This is a genomic window from Psychrobacter nivimaris (assembly GCF_043419765.1).
Taxonomy (GTDB): Bacteria; Pseudomonadota; Gammaproteobacteria; order Pseudomonadales; family Moraxellaceae; genus Psychrobacter.
Genome location: NZ_JBHOFX010000002.1, coordinates 24,618 through 48,424, shown reverse-complemented (window position 1 = coordinate 48,424; position 23,807 = coordinate 24,618). Strand labels below are relative to the sequence as shown.

The 23,807-nt window shown below is 40.9% G+C and carries 20 protein-coding genes; 14 read left to right on the top strand and 6 right to left on the bottom strand.

Features of this window, described 5'->3' with window-relative positions; all coding sequences use genetic code 11:
• Positions 1 to 65 precede the first annotated feature (65 nt).
• A complete protein-coding gene (locus ACHEVO_RS03610) occupies positions 66 to 818 on the top strand; it encodes a glutathione S-transferase family protein (protein WP_394123948.1) in 753 nt (250 codons plus the stop codon).
• A gap of 226 nt (positions 819 to 1,044) precedes the next feature.
• On the opposite strand, the gene ACHEVO_RS03605 is transcribed toward ACHEVO_RS03610, so the two are convergent.
• Entirely contained in the window at positions 1,045 to 1,968 is a 924-nt protein-coding gene (locus ACHEVO_RS03605) for a hypothetical protein (protein ID WP_394123947.1), read from the bottom strand.
• Positions 1,969 to 2,437: 469 nt separating this feature from the next.
• On the opposite strand from ACHEVO_RS03605, the gene ACHEVO_RS03600 reads away from it, so the two are divergent.
• The 6 genes from ACHEVO_RS03600 (at position 2,438) to ACHEVO_RS03575 (ending at position 7,813) form a co-directional block, all read left to right on the top strand.
• Positions 2,438 to 2,734 carry a hypothetical protein gene (locus ACHEVO_RS03600; protein ID WP_394123946.1) on the top strand — a complete coding sequence of 99 codons (297 nt, stop codon included), beginning with the start codon at positions 2,438 to 2,440 and terminating at the stop codon, positions 2,732 to 2,734.
• A gap of 26 nt (positions 2,735 to 2,760) precedes the next feature.
• Entirely contained in the window at positions 2,761 to 3,063 is a 303-nt protein-coding gene (locus tag ACHEVO_RS03595) for a hypothetical protein (protein ID WP_394123945.1), read from the top strand.
• Positions 3,064 to 3,189: 126 nt separating this feature from the next.
• Positions 3,190 to 3,732 carry a hypothetical protein gene (locus tag ACHEVO_RS03590; RefSeq protein ID WP_394123944.1) on the top strand — a complete coding sequence of 181 codons (543 nt, stop codon included), beginning with the start codon at positions 3,190 to 3,192 and terminating at the stop codon, positions 3,730 to 3,732.
• 100 nt (positions 3,733 to 3,832) lie between these two features.
• The gene (locus ACHEVO_RS03585) at positions 3,833 to 4,810 is read left to right on the top strand and encodes a hypothetical protein (protein ID WP_394123943.1); all 978 of its coding nucleotides are present in this window, start codon (positions 3,833 to 3,835) and stop codon (positions 4,808 to 4,810) included.
• Positions 4,811 to 5,128: 318 nt separating this feature from the next.
• A complete protein-coding gene (locus ACHEVO_RS03580; protein ID WP_394123942.1) occupies positions 5,129 to 6,667 on the top strand; it encodes a YHYH protein in 1,539 nt (512 codons plus the stop codon).
• An 81-nt stretch (positions 6,668 to 6,748) separates the two neighbouring features.
• The gene (locus tag ACHEVO_RS03575; protein WP_394123941.1) at positions 6,749 to 7,813 is read left to right on the top strand and encodes a hypothetical protein; all 1,065 of its coding nucleotides are present in this window, start codon (positions 6,749 to 6,751) and stop codon (positions 7,811 to 7,813) included.
• A gap of 242 nt (positions 7,814 to 8,055) precedes the next feature.
• Here ACHEVO_RS03575 and ACHEVO_RS03570 read toward each other — a convergent pair whose 3' ends face one another.
• Complete coding sequence (locus tag ACHEVO_RS03570) at positions 8,056 to 8,961, bottom strand: LysR family transcriptional regulator (RefSeq protein ID WP_341609356.1); 906 nt, start codon at positions 8,959 to 8,961, stop codon at positions 8,056 to 8,058.
• A gap of 266 nt (positions 8,962 to 9,227) precedes the next feature.
• Between ACHEVO_RS03570 and ACHEVO_RS03565 the strand changes: the two genes are divergently transcribed.
• From ACHEVO_RS03565 to ACHEVO_RS03555, 3 genes are all read left to right on the top strand, one after another.
• On the top strand, positions 9,228 to 10,934 hold the full coding sequence (locus ACHEVO_RS03565) for an L-lactate permease (protein WP_394123940.1): 1,707 nt from the start codon (positions 9,228 to 9,230) through the stop codon (positions 10,932 to 10,934).
• A gap of 32 nt (positions 10,935 to 10,966) precedes the next feature.
• The gene (gene dld / locus ACHEVO_RS03560; RefSeq protein WP_394124380.1) at positions 10,967 to 12,724 is read left to right on the top strand and encodes a D-lactate dehydrogenase; all 1,758 of its coding nucleotides are present in this window, start codon (positions 10,967 to 10,969) and stop codon (positions 12,722 to 12,724) included.
• Positions 12,725 to 13,034: 310 nt separating this feature from the next.
• Positions 13,035 to 14,717, top strand: a complete 1,683-nt coding sequence (locus ACHEVO_RS03555; RefSeq protein ID WP_101205849.1) for an NAD-dependent malic enzyme — start codon at positions 13,035 to 13,037, stop codon at positions 14,715 to 14,717.
• Between the two features lie 246 nt (positions 14,718 to 14,963).
• Here ACHEVO_RS03555 and ACHEVO_RS03550 read toward each other — a convergent pair whose 3' ends face one another.
• From ACHEVO_RS03550 to paaZ, 4 genes are all read right to left on the bottom strand, one after another.
• Entirely contained in the window at positions 14,964 to 16,049 is a 1,086-nt protein-coding gene (locus tag ACHEVO_RS03550) for an L-dopachrome tautomerase-related protein (RefSeq protein ID WP_394123939.1), read from the bottom strand.
• 120 nt (positions 16,050 to 16,169) lie between these two features.
• Positions 16,170 to 16,436, bottom strand: a complete 267-nt coding sequence (locus tag ACHEVO_RS03545; protein WP_394123938.1) for a putative quinol monooxygenase — start codon at positions 16,434 to 16,436, stop codon at positions 16,170 to 16,172.
• Between the two features lie 874 nt (positions 16,437 to 17,310).
• Entirely contained in the window at positions 17,311 to 18,633 is a 1,323-nt protein-coding gene (locus tag ACHEVO_RS03540) for an MFS transporter (protein WP_394123937.1), read from the bottom strand.
• A gap of 239 nt (positions 18,634 to 18,872) precedes the next feature.
• Positions 18,873 to 20,924, bottom strand: a complete 2,052-nt coding sequence (paaZ, locus tag ACHEVO_RS03535; protein WP_394123936.1) for a phenylacetic acid degradation bifunctional protein PaaZ — start codon at positions 20,922 to 20,924, stop codon at positions 18,873 to 18,875.
• A 263-nt stretch (positions 20,925 to 21,187) separates the two neighbouring features.
• Between paaZ and paaA the strand changes: the two genes are divergently transcribed.
• From paaA to paaD, 4 genes are read left to right on the top strand one after another with little or no spacing between them, the layout of a single operon-like run.
• Positions 21,188 to 22,126 carry a 1,2-phenylacetyl-CoA epoxidase subunit PaaA gene (gene paaA, locus ACHEVO_RS03530; RefSeq protein ID WP_298810679.1) on the top strand — a complete coding sequence of 313 codons (939 nt, stop codon included), beginning with the start codon at positions 21,188 to 21,190 and terminating at the stop codon, positions 22,124 to 22,126.
• Positions 22,127 to 22,149: 23 nt separating this feature from the next.
• A complete protein-coding gene (paaB, locus tag ACHEVO_RS03525; RefSeq protein ID WP_394123935.1) occupies positions 22,150 to 22,440 on the top strand; it encodes a 1,2-phenylacetyl-CoA epoxidase subunit PaaB in 291 nt (96 codons plus the stop codon).
• Positions 22,441 to 22,455: 15 nt separating this feature from the next.
• A complete protein-coding gene (paaC, locus tag ACHEVO_RS03520; protein ID WP_394123934.1) occupies positions 22,456 to 23,211 on the top strand; it encodes a 1,2-phenylacetyl-CoA epoxidase subunit PaaC in 756 nt (251 codons plus the stop codon).
• A 24-nt stretch (positions 23,212 to 23,235) separates the two neighbouring features.
• Positions 23,236 to 23,736 carry a 1,2-phenylacetyl-CoA epoxidase subunit PaaD gene (gene paaD / locus ACHEVO_RS03515; RefSeq protein ID WP_394123933.1) on the top strand — a complete coding sequence of 167 codons (501 nt, stop codon included), beginning with the start codon at positions 23,236 to 23,238 and terminating at the stop codon, positions 23,734 to 23,736.
• The last annotated feature ends 71 nt before the right edge of the window (positions 23,737 to 23,807 follow it).

The following is a 23,807-nucleotide window of genomic DNA, read 5'->3' as shown; positions in this document are numbered from 1 at the left end:
AAATATTATTAGAACGCGATAAATGAACGCTCTTTGATGTAATGCAAAATGCAAGGAAGACTATTATGCCTATGATTACGCCTACAAATAAATCCGTTACCAAATTCGAAGGTTTACACTTGTATCATGCGCCATTTTCCAACTGTGCCATGCGCGTAAGGATTGCATTAGCGGAGAAGCAGCTAGAGTGGACAAGCCATCTTATTGACCTATCTAAAGGTGAGCAGCGTACCAAAGAATATCTAGGAATCAACCCTAATGGTGTGGTACCAACCTTGGTAGATGAGGGTGTGGTGATTATTGATTCGACCGATATCATTGATTATTTAGATACCACCTATGAACCCAATTCGTTGCGTCCTGATACTGAGACTGAAGCTGAAATGCAGGCCATGTATGATTGGATGCATATGGCAAAAGACAATCATCTGTCTATAAAAACTTATATGTATTATAAATTAGGTGCAACGGGTCTTAGCGAAGAAGAGCTAATAGAATACCGCAAAAATCAAACTTACGACAAAGCACTGTTAGCGTTTCACGAGCATCGTAGTACACATGGTTTTAGTCAAGAGGATATTGATAAGGCAACCGCAGTTCTTGATGACTGTTTTGCAAAAATGGACGCGCGTCTCAAAGATTATGATTGGCTAGTTAGCGACGCCTTTTCGTTGGCGGATATTACTTGGATTCCGCAACTGGTTGTTTTAGGTAGAGCAGGCTATCCTTTTGCTCAGTATGCACACTTTGAGCGCTGGAAAAATGCAATTATGGCACGCCCTAGTTTTAAACAATCAGTGACTGATTGGTTGAAGTAGAGATGAGTGACAATAATCATGTGCCTAAGTGATTGATAGTTCGTTATAGATGTGCTTCGACTATAGCTTTACCATCAAGTAATAGCATACGCTTAGCCAGTGACTTTCCCTTTGCTTGAGTTTAATACTGATGATTAAACTTAAAAAAATAGCGCCCATTGTAGGCGCTATTTTTTATTCTATTTTATAAGTAAGACTCATGATAGCTTTTTGGCAAAAGCTATTTTTAATAGTTGGCTTTGATTTGTGTTTCTAAGAAATTAGCCGCGACGTCATTGTACAGACTACAATAAACTTCTTCGATGTCAGGGTTAGTATTGAAACTCTCTTGGACTCCGCTTTGATTATAGAAAGCATCATATATCAAGCCGTTGTATCTAACAGCTGCCACGATCTCGCCATCTTCATCAGTATACCGAGCAGCTGGTAGCTCGTTGTCGATTCCGATGTTTTCTTTGACAAGATTGGCGACAGTGTTATACGTTTTCTCGTTAGCAATCCACTCATCTATAGTCATGCTACCTTCATCTTCGTCTTCAGAAAAGGTATAGAAATTTTGATTAGGTGTCTCTAGGAATATATAGCATTGAGAGCCGCTCGGAAAAACAGGGTTAACACTGCTAGGAAAAGAAGATAACTCAGTGTCAATACCTGTTTTAGCGTTGGATGGCTGTTTGCCTACGCCTTCAAGGTCAAGGGTTACAATGTCATAAGTTGAATTGACGGAAGCATTTCCTGAACGAATATTTAGCTTGAACGTATCACTATCAACAAAGCTAATGTTATAAAACTGACTATCAAAATCCTCAGGAACCGCAATGAACAAATTTTGGCCAGCGTAAAATTCTAATTCAGAGACATCACCTACGCTGTCCTGATATGCAGTAGGTGAGCTTCCTACAATAGTAGATATTGTCTGCATTAAGCCGCTATTGCTAAGTCTATAAGCGAGCTTACCCCATCCATCTTTATATTGGTTGTTTGATATATCAGTAAAGGGATCAAACTCTGTATAGCTTAGTTCACTATTAACGATAGGACCACCATCTCCATTGCTTGCGACGTACTGACCGTCACTATCTCTACCACATCCTGTAAGTACTAGAGCACTGGCCAATGCGAAGCCCGTATATAATTTATTGATTTGCATATTGTTACCTATCGTTAGCTTCCTGTAAGAAAGCAATCATAGTTAAAGCTATATTGAATTGCAAAACAAAATTTCAGTCTTAACGTTATCGCTACAATTGCAACGTATCTTACTCAGTGAAGCTATCCTTGTTATTTATTAAAAATCTACAATTTATAAATTGTGTCATTTGAGCAGCAAATAGCAATGGTTTGATTTATAGCAAGAGAAAAAGGCATTGATACAGGTACTATTGCCGGAAAAAAAGTCAATGATTATTAATGGAAAAGATTATCGTATCGTTTTTTTAGCTAGCTTTAGACAGGCTATTTATATTTATAATATGAAATATATTCATAGAAAATGATGAATATTTCTGCTATACCTAGTTATACTAATTAACTTGGTTAGTTTATCTAATCAAATTAATTGGCTATATGGATTTTTAATCTTACGTATCGGAGTTAAGCAACCATAAAGGACGATAACTATGAAATTAGCAAAAGCTATACTCGCCAGCATCTGTATCTTACCGTTAGCCACCATCGCTTATGCTGAAGACGTTAATACTCAAAACTTACGTATCTCTGAAACCTCAATGATGAGCGTCAATGAAGCAGCACCATCAACCATGGAAATGCACAACGAAAATGACCACATGAGCGAAAAATCGAACGCCATTCAAGACGGCAGCGATGTAGAAGTGGACAAAGAAAGAACGTGGCGCTGGCCTTGGCAGAAGAAGAACAAAGAAGTAGCGACACCTGAGCGTCCAAAGTGCTGTTAGTTCATTAACTATAAAGGACTACCACGATGAAACTATTTAAAGCCATCTTAACCAGTATCTGCATTTTACCGTTAGCTATCATCTCTCATGCTGAAGACGTCAATACCCAAAACTTACGCATCTCTGAAACCTCAATGATGAGTGTCAACGAAACAGTGCAACCAACCATACAGAAAAAAGAAAAAGTACCGACAGATAATAAATCCAGTGCCATTAATAATTCAAATGATGTTGAAATGGATAGGGAAGAGGGCTTTAGATGGCCTTGGCAAGGGTTAAGGGAAGCTCTCAAGTTTAGAAAAGACTTTAAGAACCAATCAAGACCCTAAAGAGACTCGGGCAGATAGTCCGTCATATGGATCATTTGATGGTAAATCTACGTAGATTCTTACAGTGGTTTCAGCTGTTCACAGTGATTTATTTATATTAAATACTTTTACACAAGGATGTATATTATGAATATTTATAAGCGAATAACGATACTGACACTGAGCATGTCTTTAGTAGGGCTCAGCCATGCCGCCGATGATATGGCAGGTGCCAAAAATGGTATTACTTTAACTGAGAATAGTGACGTGAGTATCAGAAACCACAACTGGAGCACAACGAATAGAGAACCTAAGCATAAGCGTAAACGTAGTACTGTTAAAGTGAGTGCACCGATGGAAGAAACCGCCTCGCAAGTAGCTCTTACTAAGTTTGCTGAAGAAAATAACATGATTGAAAAAAGCTATGGTGACGTTTGTGGCGCTTTTATGGAAAGCCAAATGGCAGAGACTAAATCGCAAGGACATCGCTGGGGCAAGTCTGAGTCACATTGGACCAAAAAATCATTTAAGATTTTTAAAGCACGTGAATTTACGAGTGGTGAAGAAGAGCTGGCACAAAGCGCAGGTCATCTATTTGGTAAAACTATAAAAAAACATAACTGTATTACTACTAAAGTAGGGATCAACGATGAAAACGTTGAACTTGAGTCTATGAAATTAGCAAAATAATTGAGCAATGCTATATATGCTATCTACGAGTAGAACAAAGTGACAGTTAAACGTTTAGCTGTCATTTTTTATGTACTAAGCCACATTTTGGAGAGTATTCATGAAAACCTTTTGTTACCTACTGGTGAGTCTGCTTTTTCTGTACTCTGCTCAAGCCAATGCCCTAAATACTAACGAGAAAATGATCAATGAACTGTATCAAGATACTGAGCTTGATATTGATAATGTAGATGACGTTTTTGCATACGTGCTATCACAGACTGACGATACCCTCACTATTTACCCTTCAGAGGGCTATTATTACTTTAATTTTTACCATCAGGGCAACTTAATAAAAGGCAATATGTTGGTAGGTCATAAGTTAAGACAGCAGGGCAGCTTATCTTTTATATATTTTTATGACATAGCCGGCAAAGAACGGGGTGAGTTTAAAACGCATCATAAACTATATAAGTCATCAGAGATATTTAGCCTGAAAGAATATCAACCTAACTTATATCAATTAACCTTCAAAAATATCAAAAAAAACCTTGAGATTAATCAGATAGAGACAGATGCTGATTTTGTAAAGACGCTTGAGAGTCAAGGTTTTGAAGTCAACCTACCAATGATGGATGATTCGGGAGTCACACTCTATTTGGCATTTCATCCTACTACCAATAACTTCTATTATATTAATCCTTTATCCAGAGATGATGAGTTTTATTATCCTGTTGGCGAGGTACTTAAAGTGGGTGCTAGGACTCAATTTGTCTACCTGCCTATGGAAAAATTTGCCATATTAGTAGGCGTTAATGCCAATAATGTTTATAAAAATAACTATTACGATGGCCCTTTTGATCAGCTCCCTGACGAGGCATTAGCCAATATAGATTATAAGTCTTATTTGTATCGAGTAAATCCAAGCTGGAAAGATAAAATATATGATGACGGCTATTTTATAGATGACCCCGATGCCCGTGTTGCACTGACCAATTATTTTGAATATCTATCGCTTGATGAACTCAAAAAAATCCAACCTTGTGCGTCTGATAAAAACCCGCTGCAGTGTTTAGAAGGCAGTGGGATGCGCTTTTGATTTTGCACGATGCTTTCTTATATAAGAACACTGCTAGTTATCGTCATACGTTGCATAGTGATTGATGATAGTACATCAGGCGAAGATATAGTCTACGTGATTTCCATAGTAAAAAGCGTAATAGGGCTTAACACTTCTTAAAGTTTCTCTAAAGTAAAAATTGATATTATCTTTTCAATATAATAGACCTATTATTTTGATCACTATAATTTTTTGTGTGAGTAACGATAAACAGTTATGACATTTAAACAGGTGCGTATACGCATATCCGTCTGACCATTACTAACTTTCAAATATCAATCCAAACAAGAGCGTGTTATGACCCTCATAAAAACGGCTCGAGCTTTCAGCTTGCTGGCTATTGTCACCGCCATACAAGTTTCATCACTGGCCTCTGCCTACGCCCATGATCCTAGTGCACATAGTATGCCTGCCAAAGAATGGCAGATTACCGGTCAGCCTAGTGTCGCTGCTGATTTCATCAAACTAGAAGACGGTACTGTTTATTTAACGGATAGCCACCATCAGCTACTTTCTTTTAACTTGTCAGACTTTTCAGCCAATGATCAAACCTATATTCTAGAAAAAAACGCCCATATTCAAGCGATCAATCAGCTAGCAGTGATTGAAAATCTAGTAAGTAGTAATCAATTAACGGCTATCCAAAATCCAAGCGATACTACTGTTATTGCCAATGATAATGGAACGGCACTAAACAAAGCTGATGCGGCAACGTCTGTCATAACGGATAACAGTGACACGCGCTCTGTTTTATTCTTCTACCTCTTGGGCGGCTTGATCTTAGCGAGTGGTTTGGTTTCCTTCTATGTTTTGAATATACGCCACAAAAAAAACCGAACCTCAAAAGTAGCTTATTCAGTTTTTGGTGTATTGGGTTCAGCTGCTTTGCTTGTGGCTTGTAGCAGTACTGAGACGGCCCAAAATATCGGTGCAAAGACGAAACAGGCGATTGCTCATTTGCCAGTACCAGCCAATGATATTGACTTTATGACCTCAGTATTTGGCTCATTTGATAACGTCAGTACCCATCATGATGATAAATATCTGTATGTCGAATCAAACGGTATCCCAAGCCATGAAATGATGACAGGTATTACCAGTTGGCAACAGCAAGTACCTATCGACCAGGATTATACCAATGAGAACAGTTGGGTCATTCCCTTACAGCCTGAGCTTGCCGATGAGCCTTTAATGGCCAAAGACAATTTTATGAAAGGGGCTATCGCTATTGCAGCTAATGGCATTCCTATATTCAACCCATTAAACAATCGTGGTGAGGACGCCAAGGCATTTGGAGAATTAGACAATTGGGGCGGGCATTCTGGACGCGCTGATGACTACCATTATCATCTTGCACCAACGCATCTACAGTCACAAGTTGGTGAAGGTAAGCCCATTGCTTATGCGCTAGACGGCTTTCCTGTCTATGGTGAAACGGATGATGAGCTGGATGAATATTTAGGCAAATTCAATGAAGACGGTAGCTATGAATACCATGCTACCTCAGAGTTTCCGTATTTAATTGCAGGTTTGCGCGGTAAGGTCACTATAAACCCAGATACGACAGCGCCAGAAAATGAGATTGCACCGCAAGCACATACTCATGGCGTTCGCCCAGCGCTGACGCCTTTGCGCGGAGCTGAGATCACAGATTATAAGATTATAAGTCCGACTCAATATAGTCTAACGTATACCCATGACGGTCAAGAGCATAAGCTTAACTATGGTTGGGGCGCTACTGAAGCGACCAAAGATATTTATACTTTTGAGTTTATTGATCCAGAGGGTACGACTGTACAGACTTATAAACGCACTGATGGTACACAGAAAAAATAATGTGAATCTAATGATAATGATCAGTTATAGAGACAAATAAGCTGAGTTTTAGACCATCTTATATAATGCTAAGGAATCCTAATGAAACCTATTTTAATACCTGCTTTGCTAACCACGACAATATCTGCTGTATTGCTAGCGGCGTGTAGCCAAACTCAAATAGACTCAGCAGCTACCGATGCCAATGAGCAAACGACAGCATCAATAAACAGTAGTGAAGATGCCAGCAGCTATACTGGCACCGCTAGCTTAACTCAAGGTCTTGCCCAGACTGATGTGACAAATGCCTATGAATGTGATCGTGGTCGTCAAACCAACATCGGTAGTATCCAGTCAACTGACGGTAAAACATGGACAGTACCAGCAGCGACCAATTTGCTCAATACAGATTTCCCAGTGGCATCCGACTTAAACAATCCTTGTACGGGCAACGACTATCGCACCGCCAGTGAAGCGTTAGATCAACTCGATGGCTCAGACATCATTGAAATAGATGCAGATGGCGAAGTGTATACCGCTTACGTCTTTGCAGATAATTATTTTGAGATGTACGTAAATGGCGTAGCAGTCGGGCGTGACAATGTACCGTTTACTCAGTTCAATTCAAACATTGTACGTTTCAAAGCAAAAGCACCGTTTACCGTAGCTATGCATTTGGTAGATTGGGAAGAAAACTTAGGTGTTGGTTCAGAGAGTAATAATGGCTCAGAATTTCATGCAGGAGATGGTGGTCTCGTCGCTGTGATCAAAGATAAAGATAATAACATCATCGCCAAGACCGATAAAAACTGGAAAGCACAAACCTTTTATACCGCGCCGATTAGAGACTTGTCCTGTGTTAGTGAGTCAGGTAGCGAGCGACTATCTAGTAATTGTGTTACCACAGCTAATGTACAAGACGTTTCGGCAGATTATGGCCTGCATTGGGAATTGCCTACCAATTGGCAACAAGCAGACTTTGATGACTCTAGTTGGCCGAATGCCACCACCTATAGTAATCAAACCATTGGAGTAGACAACAAATCAGCTTATACCAATTTCACAGATATTTTTGATAATGAAAAAGCAGATGCTGAATTCATTTGGTCAACCAATGTCGTACTCGATAATGAAGTTATCGTACGCTACACAGTCAATGGATCATAAAAATTTATTTAGATTGTTCAGCCTTTATGAAAGCTACTAGGTAGTAAAGTTTCAGTTATCAAATTCTTATACTAATAACATTATCTAGTACAACTGAACTTCATGTCTGAGCACTTTATACTTATAGCTAATAGTGCTCAGGTATTCTTTGCTTTGATTAAAGCGAAGTCGACATATATGACTATTATCGTCAAATACTCTCATCCATCTTTGCTTATTCATATGAAAAACAGGCTTATTACTTAGCAGTAGTAAGCCTGTTTTTGATGTAATGATTTTCGCAGATGTGACACAAGCAGTTTTAACTTTTGGTCCGGTTGCCGTGCCTTGGGGTAAACCGCATACATCCCCATTTTCTTTCGTGTAAAGCGCTGCAAAATCTGAATGAGCGTGTTTTGCTGCATTTCTTCATAAACAAGTGCTTGTGGTAAAAAGGCGATACCTAGGTCGCTGAGAGTCGCTTGTTTAATCGCATTAAGATGATTGCTATGAAACCGACCCTGTACAGGAAGCAGTTGCTCCGTGCCATCTATATATAGCGGCCATATACCATTTGCCGTATGATCAAACTTATAGACCAAACACTCATGACTCCGTAATTGTTCAGGAGTTTGAGGTGTACCGTGTCGTTCTAAATAGTCTGGTGTTGCACATATGACCCACTGGCTATCTATAAGACGTCTTGCAATGAGTGATGAGTCTTCAAGCTCTGCTGTCCTTATCGCCAGATCAAATCCTTCTTCTATCAAATCAACCAATCGATTGGTAATCTGTAAATCTACTGATATTTCTGGGTGTTGTTTACAGAATTCGGCAATGGATTCGCTCAATATTAGATTTGCAGAGACCGCTGGCATGGTTATACGTATGTTGCCTTTCATGTCCTCACCATAGCCTGTAACGGCATTTTCAGCTTCCTGAAAGGCAAATTTAGCGATTTTAGCTTTGTTATAAAGCGTCCTTCCTGCATCGGTTAAGCTTAACTTTCTGGTTGTCCTATAAAGCAGCTGTGCGTTTAAGCTTTCTTCTAATCTTGCAATGCGTTTACTTACCACTGAATTCGTTAATGACAGCTTTTCAGCGACCCGAGAAAATGACCCTTCATCAACCACTTGGACGAATAAAACCATATCGTCAGCTTTGCCCATACTTGTTCCCCAATTGGTGTAATACGTTTTGGATTATAGCAAAAAAAGAAAATAACATTGTCCTTTGATGCAATATATCAATGTATTGACAAGGCGTAGAATATTTTAGGGAATTTTGAGCATTTGTTTATTTAACCATTCTATTAATCATGTCACTGACAGAGATTGTTTTCGGCTTCGTCTGACCGACAGCATGAAGTTATAAAAACAAATGCTTAGATGAAGTGGTTCAAGGAAGATTACACGATAAAAAAAGGATTATGATTTTGAATCAAACAATATATGGACTGTTGGCATTACTGCCAATCGTGCTCTGTGGTATTTTTTTGATAGGCTTGCAATGGTCAGCCAAAAGAACCATGCCAATCGTTCTGGCGGTTACTGCCGCGCTTGCCCTCTTTGTATGGGATATGACGCTTAATCGCGTGTCTTCATCGATTATTCAAGGAATAGTCATTACGGTTTCAGTATTGTGGATCGTATTCGGCGCTATTTTCTTATTGAATACGTTGAAGCATACGGGTGCCATTGCTGTTATCCGTGCTGGGTTTACCAATGTATCGCCAGATAGGCGGGTGCAAGCCATTATTATTGCTTGGTGCTTTGGTTGCTTTCTTGAGGGAGCGGCTGGTTTTGGTACAGCGGCCGCTATTGCCGCGCCTTTACTCGTCGCAATAGGATTTCCAGCGCTAGGTGCTGTGTTGATGGGAATGATGATACAAAGTACGCCTGTGTCATTTGGGGCAGTCGGTACGCCTATCGTTATTGGTGTAAACAAGGGATTAGATACAGTAGCCATTAGCGCCCAACTGGCACAACAAGGACTAGAGTGGGGCGACTTTTTACAACTGATTACCAGCCAAGTAGCCATTATGCACGGTGTCATTGGTACATTTATGCCACTTTTCATGGTGATGATGCTCACGCGCTTTTTTGGTAAAAATAAAAGCTGGAGAGAAGGCTTCGCTATTTGGCCATTTGCTATTTTTGCGGGTTTAGCATTCACAGTCCCTTATACCCTAACAGGTGTTTTTTTAGGGCCAGAGTTTCCATCATTGGTCGGTGGTTTGGTCAGTATCACTATTGTTGTTAATGCGGCAAAACGTGGATTTTTAGTACCAAAAACCACATGGGATTTTGAACCGAAAAAAAGCTGGCCAAGTGAATGGCTTGGTAAGCTAGTAGTCAGTAAAGAAGACATCACTCCTGCGTTGAGTGATAAAAAGATGTCCACGGTCATGGCGTGGTTTCCTTATCTATTAGTTGCCCTTTTATTGGTGTGTTCTAGAGTATTAACAGGCTTTCAGTCTTTGCTGAACAGTGCGACAGTAGACCTAACCTCGATTTTAAGTGAGGCAGATATCAGTGCCAGCTTTAGTCCTTTATACTTACCAGGCGGCTTGTTATTAATTAGCGCCTTGGTTGCTGCCGCTTTTCAAACCAAAAGACCTGCCAGTGCACTAAATAATGCCTTTAAAGAATCAGGCAAAACTGTACTAGGGGCTGGATTTGTCCTTATTTTCACGATTCCAATGGTTAGGATTTTTATTAATTCAGGCGTAAACTTATCAGATGTGGCGAGTATGCCTGTCGCCAGTGCAGAGTTGTTTGCGGGTACTTTTGGTAGTGTTTTCCCCTTAATCAGTGCAACCATTGGTGCGTTAGGTGCTTTTATCGCGGGGTCTAATACCGTATCCAACATGATGTTCAGTCAATTCCAATACGAAGCTGCCATGAGCTTACATATTTCACCTTCTCTAATCATCGCGGCTCAAGCAGTTGGTGCGGCTGCTGGTAATATGATTGCAGTACATAATGTGGTGGCTGCATCGGCAACGGTGGGCCTACTCGGTATGGAGGGCGCCACACTTAGACGTACTATTTTACCTACCATCTATTATGTGCTGTTCTGCGGGATTATCGTCATGGCTGCCATTTACCTCTTTGGTTTTCAAGGGCCTTTAGCGTCATGAGTGACACACAATCACTAAATAAAGAGCGTCATATGCCGTCATTAAATAGAGCTTCATCAAACATAGCGCATCAAGACCAAGACACACTTCATCCTGAGCAAGTGTTAGACAAGCTAACCCATTTACTGGGAGCCAGTAATGTACAGGCTGATCCAGAAAAAAACGAACACTATAGAATGGGGTGGCGCTCTGGCGGCGGCAATGCTTTGGCTGTTCTGTTTCCGCAAACGTTGCTGGAGATTTGGCGTAGTCTAGAAATATGTGTGGAAGGCGACTGCATTATTATCATGCAAGCGGCAAAAACAGGGCTGACTGAAGGCTCAACGCCGAGCGGTAATGACTACGATAGACCAGTGGTTGTGATTAACACCCTTGCAATGAACCAGTTGTATTTGGTGAATGACAACGAGCAAGTGATTAGCTTACCTGGCGCCACGTTGCATCAGTTGCAAAGTCAGCTTAAAGCCGTAAATAGAGCACCTCACTCGGTCATCGGTTCATCGACGTTAGGTGCATCTATTATTGGCGGTGTCTCTAATAATTCAGGTGGGGCACTGGTTAAAAGAGGTCCTGCTTATACCGAGCTGGCATTGTTTGCCCAAATAGACAAGCACGGTCAGCTAGTGCTGGTTAATCACCTAGATGTAGAGTTAGGCGACACTCCAGAAGAAATACTTACTAATCTGCAAACAGGTAATTTTGATAAAAGAGCATTACCTGACACTGGTAAGATGGCATCTGACAAAGAATATATCGCCAGAGTAAAAGATGTTGATGCAAGTACGCCAAGTCGTTTTAATGCGGATAGGCGAAGACTTTATGAAGCCAGTGGCTGCGCTGGCAAGCTTGCTGTGTTTGCAGTACGTCTTGATACCTATCCAACGGCTGTAAAAGAGAAAACCTTCTACATAGGTACCAATAGTGTGAGTGAGCTTGCACAGCTCAGAAGACAGATATTATCAAACTTCGATAATATCCCTGAAGTGGGTGAGTATATGCATCGTGATATATTTGATGTATCTGCTAAGTATGGTAAGGACACGTTCCTGAGTATTAAGCATCTTGGTACCAATGCCTTACCTAGATTGTTTTCTATCAAAGGCGCTATGGATGCAAAATTCCATAAATGGTCATGGATGCCAAAGCATTTCACTGACAAAGTCATGCAATTCGTCGCCAATATATTTCCAAAGCATTTACCGAAGCGAATGCTAGAGTACCGCGACCAATATGAGCATCATCTCATCTTAAAAATGAGTGATGCTGGCATAGCAGAAGCACAGGATTTTCTGAAGGTATTTTTCGACGCTTCAAATACGGGTAACTATTTTGAATGTAGTCAAGAAGAATCAGAAAGCGCCTTTTTACATCGCTTTGCCGCTGCAGGTGCCGCACTAAGATATGAAGTCATACATGAAAAAGAAGTCGGCGATATATTGGCATTGGATATTGCTATACCACGTAACGAATTAGAATGGCTTGAAACGTTACCTGAAGACATTGAACAGCATTTGGAAAAGAAACTCTATTATGGACACTTCTTTTGTTATGTATTTCATCAAGACTATATTCTGAAGAAGGGTAGTGATGCACATCTTGTTAAAAAAATGATGTTAGAGCTACTGAGCGCACGCGGAGCCAAATATCCTGCTGAGCATAATGTCGGACATCTATACGAAGCAGAACCTGATTTGCAGAACTTTTATAAAAGCTTGGACCCAACCAATACCTTTAATCCGGGTATTGGTAAAATGTCGAAAACCAAACGCAATTGCTCGTGTTGTTTATAACTGAACTCTATAACTGATATTTAAAACTGGCCGTGGGCTGATTATTTATCAGTAGCTAAGTAGCTAAATAGTTCAGTGTTTGTCCATTATAAATTGTTCAATACATCCTCAGAAGCACTGCCGATTGGTAGTGCTTTTTTATTATTTCTCGGTAAATGTATCAGCAGCCTCGAGTTCAGAAGCACATTTATTCAAAATGATTTTGTTATCTATTGTTAAATACCAGTCGATGCTATGTATAATGCAGCACTAGCATAGCTTTCACTCAGTATGGCTTTCACTCATATGCCTTTAATAAGAAGATTACATTATGTCAAACAAGCGTCCTTTATATATTCCTGTTGCTGGACCCGCTCTTTTAGAGACACCTTTATTGAATAAAGGTAGTGCTTTTTCATCAGAAGAACGTAGTAGCTTTAATTTAACAGGGCTATTACCTCATAATATTGAAACGATTGAGGAGCAATCATTACGTGCTTATCATCAACTTAGCTCATTCACTGACGCGATGGATAAGCATATTTACTTACGTAACATCCAAGATACCAATGAAACCTTATTTCATCATCTCATTGAGCAGCATATCGAAGAAGTCATGCCGCTCATTTATACCCCAACCGTTGGTCAGGCGTGTGAAAAATTCTCGCAAATTTATCGTCGTAAACGTGGTTTGTTTATCTCATATCCTGAGCGTCACAAAATCGACGACATGCTACAAAATGCCACTAAACAAAACGTTAAAGTGATCGTTGTTACTGACGGTGAACGTATATTGGGCCTAGGAGATCAGGGTATTGGTGGTATGGGCATTCCAATCGGTAAATTGTCTTTATACACGGCTTGTGGTGGTATTAGCCCAGCTTACTGTCTACCTATTTTGCTGGATGTCGGCACCAATAACCAACAGCTACTTGACGATCCTATGTATATGGGCTGGAGAAATCCTCGCATCTCTGGCGATGAATATAATGAATTTGTGGACTTATTTATTCAAGCCGTTAAGCGCCGTTGGCCAGAAGTGTTATTGCAGTTTGAAGATTTTGCTCAGGAAAACGCGACCCCGTTATTGAATAAATATCGTGATCAGCTATGCTGCTTTAATGATGATATTCAAGGAACTGCTGCGGTATCAGTTGGTACTTTGATTGCAGCGTGTCTAAATAAAGGTCAAAAACTTAGCCAACAGAATATCGCATTTTTAGGCGCAGGATCTGCGGGTTGCGGTATTGCTGAGCATATCATTCGCCAAATGCAGCGTGAAGGATTGACTGAAGAGCAAGCTCGTAGTCAAGTATTCATGGTCGATCGCTATGGCTTGCTAACAGATGGCATGACAGAACTGCAAAAATTCCAAGAACCGTTAGTACAAAAAGAATCAGCTATTGCAAGCTGGGATAAAAGTAAGAAGCTTGGTTTAGCGCAAGTGGTTAAACAAGCAAAAATCACCGTATTATTTGGTGTTAGCGGACAAAAAGGTCTGTTCACCCAAGAAGTGATCGAATCGCTATGTGCTAATACTGAGCACCCAATTGTACTACCACTTTCAAATCCAACGTCCCGTGTGGAGGCAACACCGCAAGAAGTCATGAATTGGAGTAAAGGTAAGGCCATTGTTGCGACGGGTAGTCCGTTTCCTCATACCACTTATAACGGTCAGTCTTTTGAGGTTTCTCAGTGTAATAACAGCTATATTTTCCCTGGTATTGGTCTGGGTGTTTTAGCAGCACGTGCGACAGGTATCAGCGATAATATGCTAACGGCAGCAAGCCAAGCCCTTGCAGATATATCAATGGAATACGAAAAAGCACCTGGTGCCATCTTACCGCCGATCAAGGTTATCAGAGAGATCAGTGAAAAAATAGCGTATGCAGTGGCATTACAAGCGGCACAAGATAAGCTAGCACTACCTATCACATCGGAGAACTTACAACGCCGATTAAAAGCGAACTTTTGGTTACCTGAATATCGTAACTATCGCCGTACTTCTTTCTAGGTTAGAGATTAGATATGAAAATTCCTAATATTAGGTAAATTATCTAAGTAAAGTACTAAATAAAAAAAGGTTGCTAGCGCTATATTATATATAGTGTCGGCAACCTTTTTTATTTCTATCAAAGTTCATTAGTTTATCAAGTTTGCTTCTATCATCCCTTCAGCATAGCTGAGCTTCAGTATTTAAGCATGCATCTGCTTAAATAAAAAGGTATTGATTAACCGTTGAAGTTAGAAGTACCCTCAATTATTGATTCAACTTTATACGTAAGATATGGTATGGCTTCACAGAGCCCTCTTCACCTTGATTTAACGCAGGGTTGAGATGTAGTGAGTTTTGAGTGATGTATAAGTAGCCATTTTGAATTGAAAACCCATCAGCCCATGATAGTAGATTGTCATCTTGAGCAAAGGTCTTAAAGCCATCTTTAGTCACGATACTGATGGCATTTTTTTCAATATCTCCAACGTAGATATCTCCATTATCCGCCATAATCATCCCGTCACTAGGACGTTTTTCACCATAAAACTCTATGGTTTTACTCAGTTGGCTATCCGTCAAATTATCATTGGCAAGTGATGAGGCAGGCAAGCGGTAAATTACACTACCATTCACTGTACCGAAATATACCCATTCATTTTGGGCATCCATAGTGATTGGGTTTAAACTTAGGTAAATTGCATCAGAATTACCATTTTCACGCTTAGTTGCCATTAATGACCCATCAATAATAAGGTCATGCTCAGGTGCTAAAAGTGCTTTATTTGCTTGAAGAATACGGCGAGAGTTACCTGTGTCTAAGTCAACAACTACAAAGGCAGGCGCAGGTGCTCCTGACAAATTACCGAGACTAGTATCAGCTATGTATATTTTATTGCGCTTAGTATCGATAACAAAATCTTGTAAGAACGAGTTGTCTACAGTAGCATCACTATCGATCTCAATGCGTTTAAAGAGTCTGTTATTTAAGGTATCCCAAGCTACGATTTGAGCAGGCGAATTTTTGCTACCCATATCTAGAATCCAAACCACTCCATCTGGAGTGCTTTCGATACCAATAACTGAAGCAAATCCAACATCTCCTTTATCTGGACCGTCAGCCCAGTCTACGTTTGGAAAAGGTTTAGTTGAGCCATCACTCATCAATTCAACCACACGGTATTCAGGGTTGTCTAGGGGCTGCATGGACAAAAATGTTCGTCCTTGTTGAGTGACCGTGATATTACCAGGGCGAGTATCATCTATTTGCGCAACGACTTCAATATTGTTGGCATGAGCTGTGCCTAATATCAATGCAGCACTTATAGCCAGTAGTGACTTTACATATTTCATTTGAATCTCCTGTATTTATTGGTGTACGTAGGTACTCAAGCATAATATTGAGTGTATGACGTTTAGCACCTAATACTATTTATTCACTAATCGTTATTAATACTTTTAGTTTAATGTTAGTTACTCAATAACGATCATTTCATTCAAAGTGAATTTTTCTATTGCACCTTCAGTGGCTTTTGAGTAATCGTCAAAATGTTTATTACTCATATGAGCCTGCCAAAGTTCACGTGACGCCCAATTTTCGTAGAACATAAAATGAGCAGAATTTTCATTATCTTGATGTAAGTTGTAATTGATACACCCTTCTTTAGCGCGAGTAACACCAGTAAGTTTTATCAATTCTGTTTTAACCGTTTCGATTTGGTTTGGCCATGATATTGGCAACGATGGTTAATCTAGCCATAATAGAATCGTTTTTAATCACTAATGTTAAACTTTATCAAGTCAAAAGATATCGTTAGTTAATCGACTGCTTCAAAACGATTATATATAGCTAGCTATAGTAGAGGTAGAGGCTTAACTCAAGAAACACTTTCAATGATATCTTGAAAGTAGTTGTTGTTTATCATAATTAATGCTGCCGAAATTCTCATTGACCAAACCGCAGTATTGATAACAAGGCCTAGGAAAAGTGAATTTCATGCCTCAGCCTTCTATGCTATACAAAGAATAGCATGTATAGATTTTTCGACTCATCACAGTAAAATAAATCCATAGCATATGGGAATGTGACCTGACATTTTGGATGCCACTACATTGGTATATGTGCCTTCTAATAGGTTATAGCTTGAATTAAGGTTGTGTATCAGAAAGTATGTTGAGGAAATGAAAGAGGGAGATAGACAAAGCAAGATAATATATTTGAGATTATAAAGACACTAATAGATATCATTTGCACTCAATGTCACAGTTGTAGTTTAAGGAAAAACAGCTTAAAAGCTATAGCAAGCAGAACTATCAGTGTAAAGACTGTTGCAGATGATTTATCGGTGACTATTCTTTAAGCTACTAAGGATAAATCCTTAAAACGCAAGCTAAAGTCAAACCTTCGCCCTCAAGTCAGTTTGTTCGTTTTAGGCCTAAACCTGCTGATTGAGGGCTTGCGTTTGGTATTTTTCAATCACGACACTTCGGTATTTCGATAGTTAGTCAGCTTTTTAACCGTTAAAGGTAAGGTGGGGCTGATTTTTTTTCGTATGCTGATAAAATTTTTATACCATTTACATGGTGACATTTTCCACTATCTCTCTAAATTTATTTAGAGAGATAGATCAACGCCTTGTGGGTCTTTTTTAATCGTGTAAAGTGTGAATAGTGAAATTAATGAGACGATAGTAATATACAACCCAATCATCCATGACTGTTGATAAGTTGCCATAATCCATTGCGCAATCATCGGAGCGAACGCACCACCAATAATGGAACCTAATGCATAGCTGATGGACACCCCTGAAAAACGTACTTTTGCAGGGAACATTTCAGCAAATAGGGCTGATAATGGACCATAAGTAAAACCTAGGGGAATAGCCCAAACCACTAGTGCTAGCATGAATAAAAATGGAGATTTGGTATCAATCAAAAACCACATTGGAATCGACCATAACGACAATAAAATATAGCCTAATTTAAAAATCCTTAGACGACCAATCTTATCACCTAATATGCCGCCCCAAAGGGTTGATACTAACCAAGAAAAAGCAGCCGCCACTACGATTAGCATGGTCAAAGTAGGGCTAAGTCCTAAGGCTTTTTGACCATAACCCACCATAAAAGCGATGAGAATATAACCACCTGCATTCACTCCCATAAAGATTAAAGCCGCTTTAAGAACTGTTGGCGTGTGATTTTTGAATAACAATGATAATGGTGCAGAGGCTTCTGCTTTACGGCGATGCATGGCTTCAAACACTGGTGATTCTTTAACCGAACGACGGATAAAGGTGCCCACGATGATCAATGCAATCGATAATATAAATGGAATGCGCCAACCCCACTCGAGGTAGGCTTCTTTACCCAAAATTAAATTTAAAAGTAGCAGGACACCAGTCGCTAGAATCATACCGATGGGTACGCCAATCTGTGGGTAAGCCCCAAATAATGAGCGTTTATCAAGGGGTGCATGCTCGACAGATAACAATGCCGCACCGCCCCATTCACCACCTGCAGAAAAGCCTTGGATAATACGTAAAAATACCAAAGCCAAGGGTGCTAATACACCAATCTGCGCATAAGTCGGCAAGAAGCCTATTAAGGTCGTTGACGCACCCATCAAAATCAGGGTCGTTACCAATACCATCTTGCGACCGTACTTGTCACCCAAGCGACCACATACGATTGCGCCTAATGGGCGAAATAGAAATGAGATACCAACGGTCGCAAAAGCGATGATTTGGGCGAGCATAGGGTTTGATTTGCTGACTTCAGCGAAAAACAGGGGAGCAAATATGAGACTTGCGGCTTGTGCATAGATGAAAAAATCATACCATTCAATCGCAGTACCAACTAGGGTGGCAGTGAGTACTTTTTTATCCTGATGTATAGCAAGCGAGGCGTTTTCAGCCATTGCGGTGGTGGTTGTCATTAGTGACTCCTTGTCTATATATTGTCCTAGAAACGACTCGACAGCTTAGCTATCCTAGCCAAACATTATCTAATATAAATTAATGATACTTTTTATTTATTAAAAATAAAATTATGTATCACTTGGTTTTATAATTTAGCTATTCTACAACCTGACGTCAATATGTTTTATTAATAAAGTTTGCTTTAGTTGCAAAAAAGGAGTCATGACGACTCCTTTTTTGCAGATCCATATATGTATCAAGCCTTACGCTCAACTAAGGTCAAGATGTCGTAAGTTGCGACCAAGTCGTTGCATTGGTTCTTAACTTTGATGTCCCATACTACAACGCCATGAGCTTTTTCCGCTGGGTCGCGTTGTGCCTTTGGCGTCTTTTGTTTACAAGTTAATTCAACTTGAATGGTGTCACCAATCTTGACAGGCTCAACGAAGCGTAGGTTTTCCATACCGTAGTTAGCGATGACTGGACCAGGTGATGCGTCAACAAACAAGCCAGCGGCCGCTGATACGATAAAGTAACCATGGGCGACACGCTCACCAAAGAACGAATCTGCCGCCGCAATTTTGTCCATATGAGCGTAAAAGTGGTCACCACTTAAGCAGCCAAAGTTAACGATATCTGCCTCAGTCACTGTACGACGTGCGGTCAATAGACGCTCTCCAATACGAAGTTCATCGAATGATTTTTTGAACGGATGGACACGATCTTCGAACACTTGTGCACCAGCTGTCCAGCTGTGACCGACTTGGGTCAAGGCATTGGGCGAGCCTTGGATGGCAGTACGTTGCATGTAGTGTTTAACGGCTCGCAGACCACCAAGTTCTTCACCACCACCGGCACGGCCTGGGCCACCGTGTACAAGTAATGGGAGAGGTGAACCATGACCCGTACTTTCACGAGCACTTTCGCTATCTAGGATATGTACACGGCCATGCCAAGGGGCAATTTTTTTCAATAAGGCTTCGATGTTTTCGTCTGCATTGCGCACGATAGAGGCAACTAAGCTACCTTCACCACGTGCTACAAGTGCACCAAGTTCATCTAGGTCGCCGTATGGCATTAGGGTGACAACTGGACCAAATGCTTCGATGCGATGGATATTTTCGGCTTGGCTTGGGTTATTACAGACCAACACGGTTGGTGGGTAACAGGCTGATTTTTCTGCGTCGTCTACTTGTAAAGTGAAATCTTCACGTAAGTGACTACCGAATACCACTTCGGCTTCTTGGCTCAGTTGCTCGACTTTTTCTGCGACGTCAAGTTTTTGCTTCACGCTAGCTAATGTACCCATGGTCACGTTTTCACGGTTTGGGTCACCGACCACGACTTTTTGTAGTTTTTCAACTAGGCGAGTTTGCGCTGTTTCTAGCAAGGCGGCAGGAACAAACGCGCGACGAATCGCAGTACATTTTTGTCCAGCTTTGATAGTAATTTCGCGGAAGACTTCGCGTACAAACAAATCGATAGTTTCATCGTTGGCAGCTGGGCTTAAAATGGCACTGTTCACCGAATCGGCTTCCATGGTGAAAGGAATTGAATGGGCGTTCAAATGTGGATGGGCTCGTAGTTTTTGACCCGTTACTGCAGAACCTGTGAAGGTAATGGTGTCTTGGGGATTTAGATGGTCAAACAAGTCATAGGTTTGTCCACATATCAGCTGCAATGAACCCTCTGGCAATAGACCGCTTTCATGAATCGCGGCTACCACGGCATGAGTCAGCTCAGCGCCTTCGGTTGCAGGCTTGACGATACAAGGGACACCAGCTAATAGAGTCGGTGCGACTTTTTCTAACATGCCCCAGATAGGGAAGTTAAACGCATCAATATGAATGGCCACGCCCGTTTTCGGGCTCAAGATATGCTGAGCGCCAAACGTACCATTTTTTGATAGAGGAATCCAAGCATCTTCAACTAAGGCAGTCTCATCGCTGAGCTCACGGCGCACGAGGCTCGAATATGCAAATAAGGTACCGATACCTCCTTCAACATCGACCCAGGCATCTTTGCGTGTCGCACCAGTTGCCGTGGCCAATGCATAAAAATCTTCTTTACGTTGAAGTAGATATTGTGCGACCAATTTCAGTGCATTAGCGCGTTGGTGGAATGTCCAGTTTGCAAGCGCTGAGCCATATTCTTTAGCGTATTCAACTACTTTTTTGGTATCGATACCAGCGCTACTGACTTGATAAATTGGTTCGCCGGTAACCGCATGATGCACAGTGCGAAAATCGCTTTGTGCAACGTAGGCTTTACCGAGGACGAGTGAGCTTAACGTTTTAATGTCTGACATATAACAACTCCTTTTACGATACATTATAGATAAAAATAAAAACTTAACGTGTCATAATCTGTATTTAAATCGCTGAAAAGTCAAGTATGTTTATAATTATTAATATTTTTTTAAAAATTTATTATTATAAATATCTATATAAAACAATATCTTATTAATAAAACAGCTAAAAAATAAAACGATACATAAAAATAGGTATTGATTTTAAAACAGTATCGCTTTAGATTAGATAACACTAACACCTGTTAAGGACGAGGTATCACATGAACATGCAAGTAGAATTATTTGACAACAAGATTGAAAAGGACATTTCAATTGAGCCAAAAGATTGGATGCCAGATGCTTATCGTAAAACGCTCATTCGCCAGATTGGTCAGCATGCACATTCAGAAGTGGTTGGTATGTTACCTGAGGGTAATTGGATTACGCGTGCACCAACACTCAAACGTAAAGCCGTATTGTTGGCCAAAGTCCAAGATGAAGCAGGTCATGGATTGTATCTATACAGCGCCGCTGAAACCTTAGGCGCAGATCGTGACGATATGATGGACAAACTCGTTGCTGGCCGCATGAAATACTCATCAATATTTAACTACCCAACTCTAACGTGGGCTGACATCGCTGCTATCGGCTGGTTGGTTGACGGCGCCGCTATCGTTAACCAAGTGGCGCTTTGCCGGACGTCATATGGTCCATATGCTCGCGCCATGGTTCGTATCTGTAAAGAAGAAAGTTTCCACCAACGCCAAGGCTTCGAAGCCATGATGGTATTGGCGAATGGTACACCTGAACAAAAAGCCATGGCACAAGATGCAGTCGATCGCTTCTGGTGGCCAGTGCTAATGATGTTCGGTCCAAATGATGATAATTCACCCAATAGTGCTCTTAGCATGGATTGGAAAATCAAACTATTTAGTAACGATGAGTTGCGCCAAAAATTTGTGAATAACACCGTTTCACAGGTGTTACAACTTGGTTTAACCATTCCTGACAAAGATTTGACGTTTAACGAAGAAACGGGCAACTATGAATTCGGTGAAATCAACTGGGACGAACTCTTTGCCGTGATTGCTGGTAAAGGCCCGTGTAACCATGAGCGTATCGAAGCCCGACGTAAAGCTTGGGAAGAGGGTAAATGGGTTCGTGACTCTGCTGCTGTCTATGCACAGAAACAACACGCCAATACTCAAAAAGCCGCTTAATATTTTTTAAAGGAAAATTAGCCATGGAAAGCAAAAACAACTGGTCACTTTACGAAGTTTTTATCCGTAGCAAACAAGGTTTAAGTCATCGTCATGTTGGTAGCTTGCGCGCGCCAGATGATGAAATTGCTCTGCAAAACGCACGTGATGTCTACACTCGTCGTAATGAAGGTGTGAGCATTTGGATAGTGAAGTCAGAGCTGATTACCTCATCGCAACCTGAGGATAAACCAGAGTTTTTTGAGCCATCATTCGACAAGGTATATCGTCATCCTACCTTCTATCAAATTCCAGACGGTATTGAGCATATTTAAGGTAGGAGATAATCGATGAATAACCAAGCATTAACACAATTTTTACTTCATGTTGGTGATAGCCAATTGATCCTATCGCACCGCTTGTCTGAGTGGTGTGGACATGCCCCTGAACTTGAGCTTGATATTGCTTTGTCAAATATCGGTTTAGACTTATTAGGCCAATCACGTACGGTGCTGAGTCTGGCCGGACAAATCGAAGGCTTGGGCCGTGATGAAGATAACATGGCTTTTTTACGTACCGAACGTGAATATCGCAACCTATTGCTATGTGAACAGCCCAATGGAGATTTTGCCCAAACGATGGTGCGTCAATGGTTGATGGATAATTACCATGTATTGTTACTTGACGCGTTAAGCCAAAGCAGCCACGTAGATATTGCAGCCTTTGGTGTAAAGTCATTGAAAGAAGCAAAATATCACGTACGTTTCTCACATGCATGGATGGAACGCCTAAGTCTAGGCACCGATGAGGCACACTACAAAACGCAACAAGCTCTGAACAACCTATGGCGCTTTACTGCTGAATTGTTTGAACTCACCACTGACGAACAAGCCTTGGTTGATAGTGGTGTCTTACCGAAACTTGATCTTCTAAAAGCTGAATGGTTAGAGCAGATTGAAAGTGGATTGGCACGTTTGAACTTAACGTTGCCTGAGATTGGCGCATACCGCCGTGGTGCGAAACAAGGCGCTCATACCGAACACTTGGGTTATATTTTGGCAGAATTACAGTACATGCAACGTGCTTACCCAAATATGAATTGGTAAACATACAAGACAGGGAGTCAAAGTATGCGGTTAATTCCACAAGTCACAGATGCCTGCTGGCAAGCCCTTAATCAGGTTCATGATCCAGAAATACCTGTTTTGACCGTGCTTGACTTAGGCATGATTCGGGGCGTTGATATCAACGCAGATAACGAAATCGTGGTGCGTTTAACACCAACCTATAGCGGCTGCCCAGCAACTGATATGCTAAAAGATGATATTACCAACACGTTTACCGAACGTGGGCTGAGCCCTGTAAAGGTGGTGATTGACTTGTCTGAAGCTTGGACGACCGACTGGATGAGTGAGGCAGGTAAGCAAAAGCTGCAAGAATATGGCATTGCACCGCCGCAAGGCGATTCACACAGCTGTGGTACCCACGTGGCGCTAACCGATGGTGTGACCTGTCCGCATTGCCGCAGTCAAAAAACCCAACTGATTAGCGAATTTGGTTCAACTGCGTGCAAGGCGTTGTATAAGTGCCTCGATTGCCTTGAACCGTTTGATTATTTTAAATGCATCTAAGATAGGGGTAGTCGCGAGATCGCACGTGACAGTCAGCTCACTAACTAAGCAAAATGAAAGAAGGATTTTCG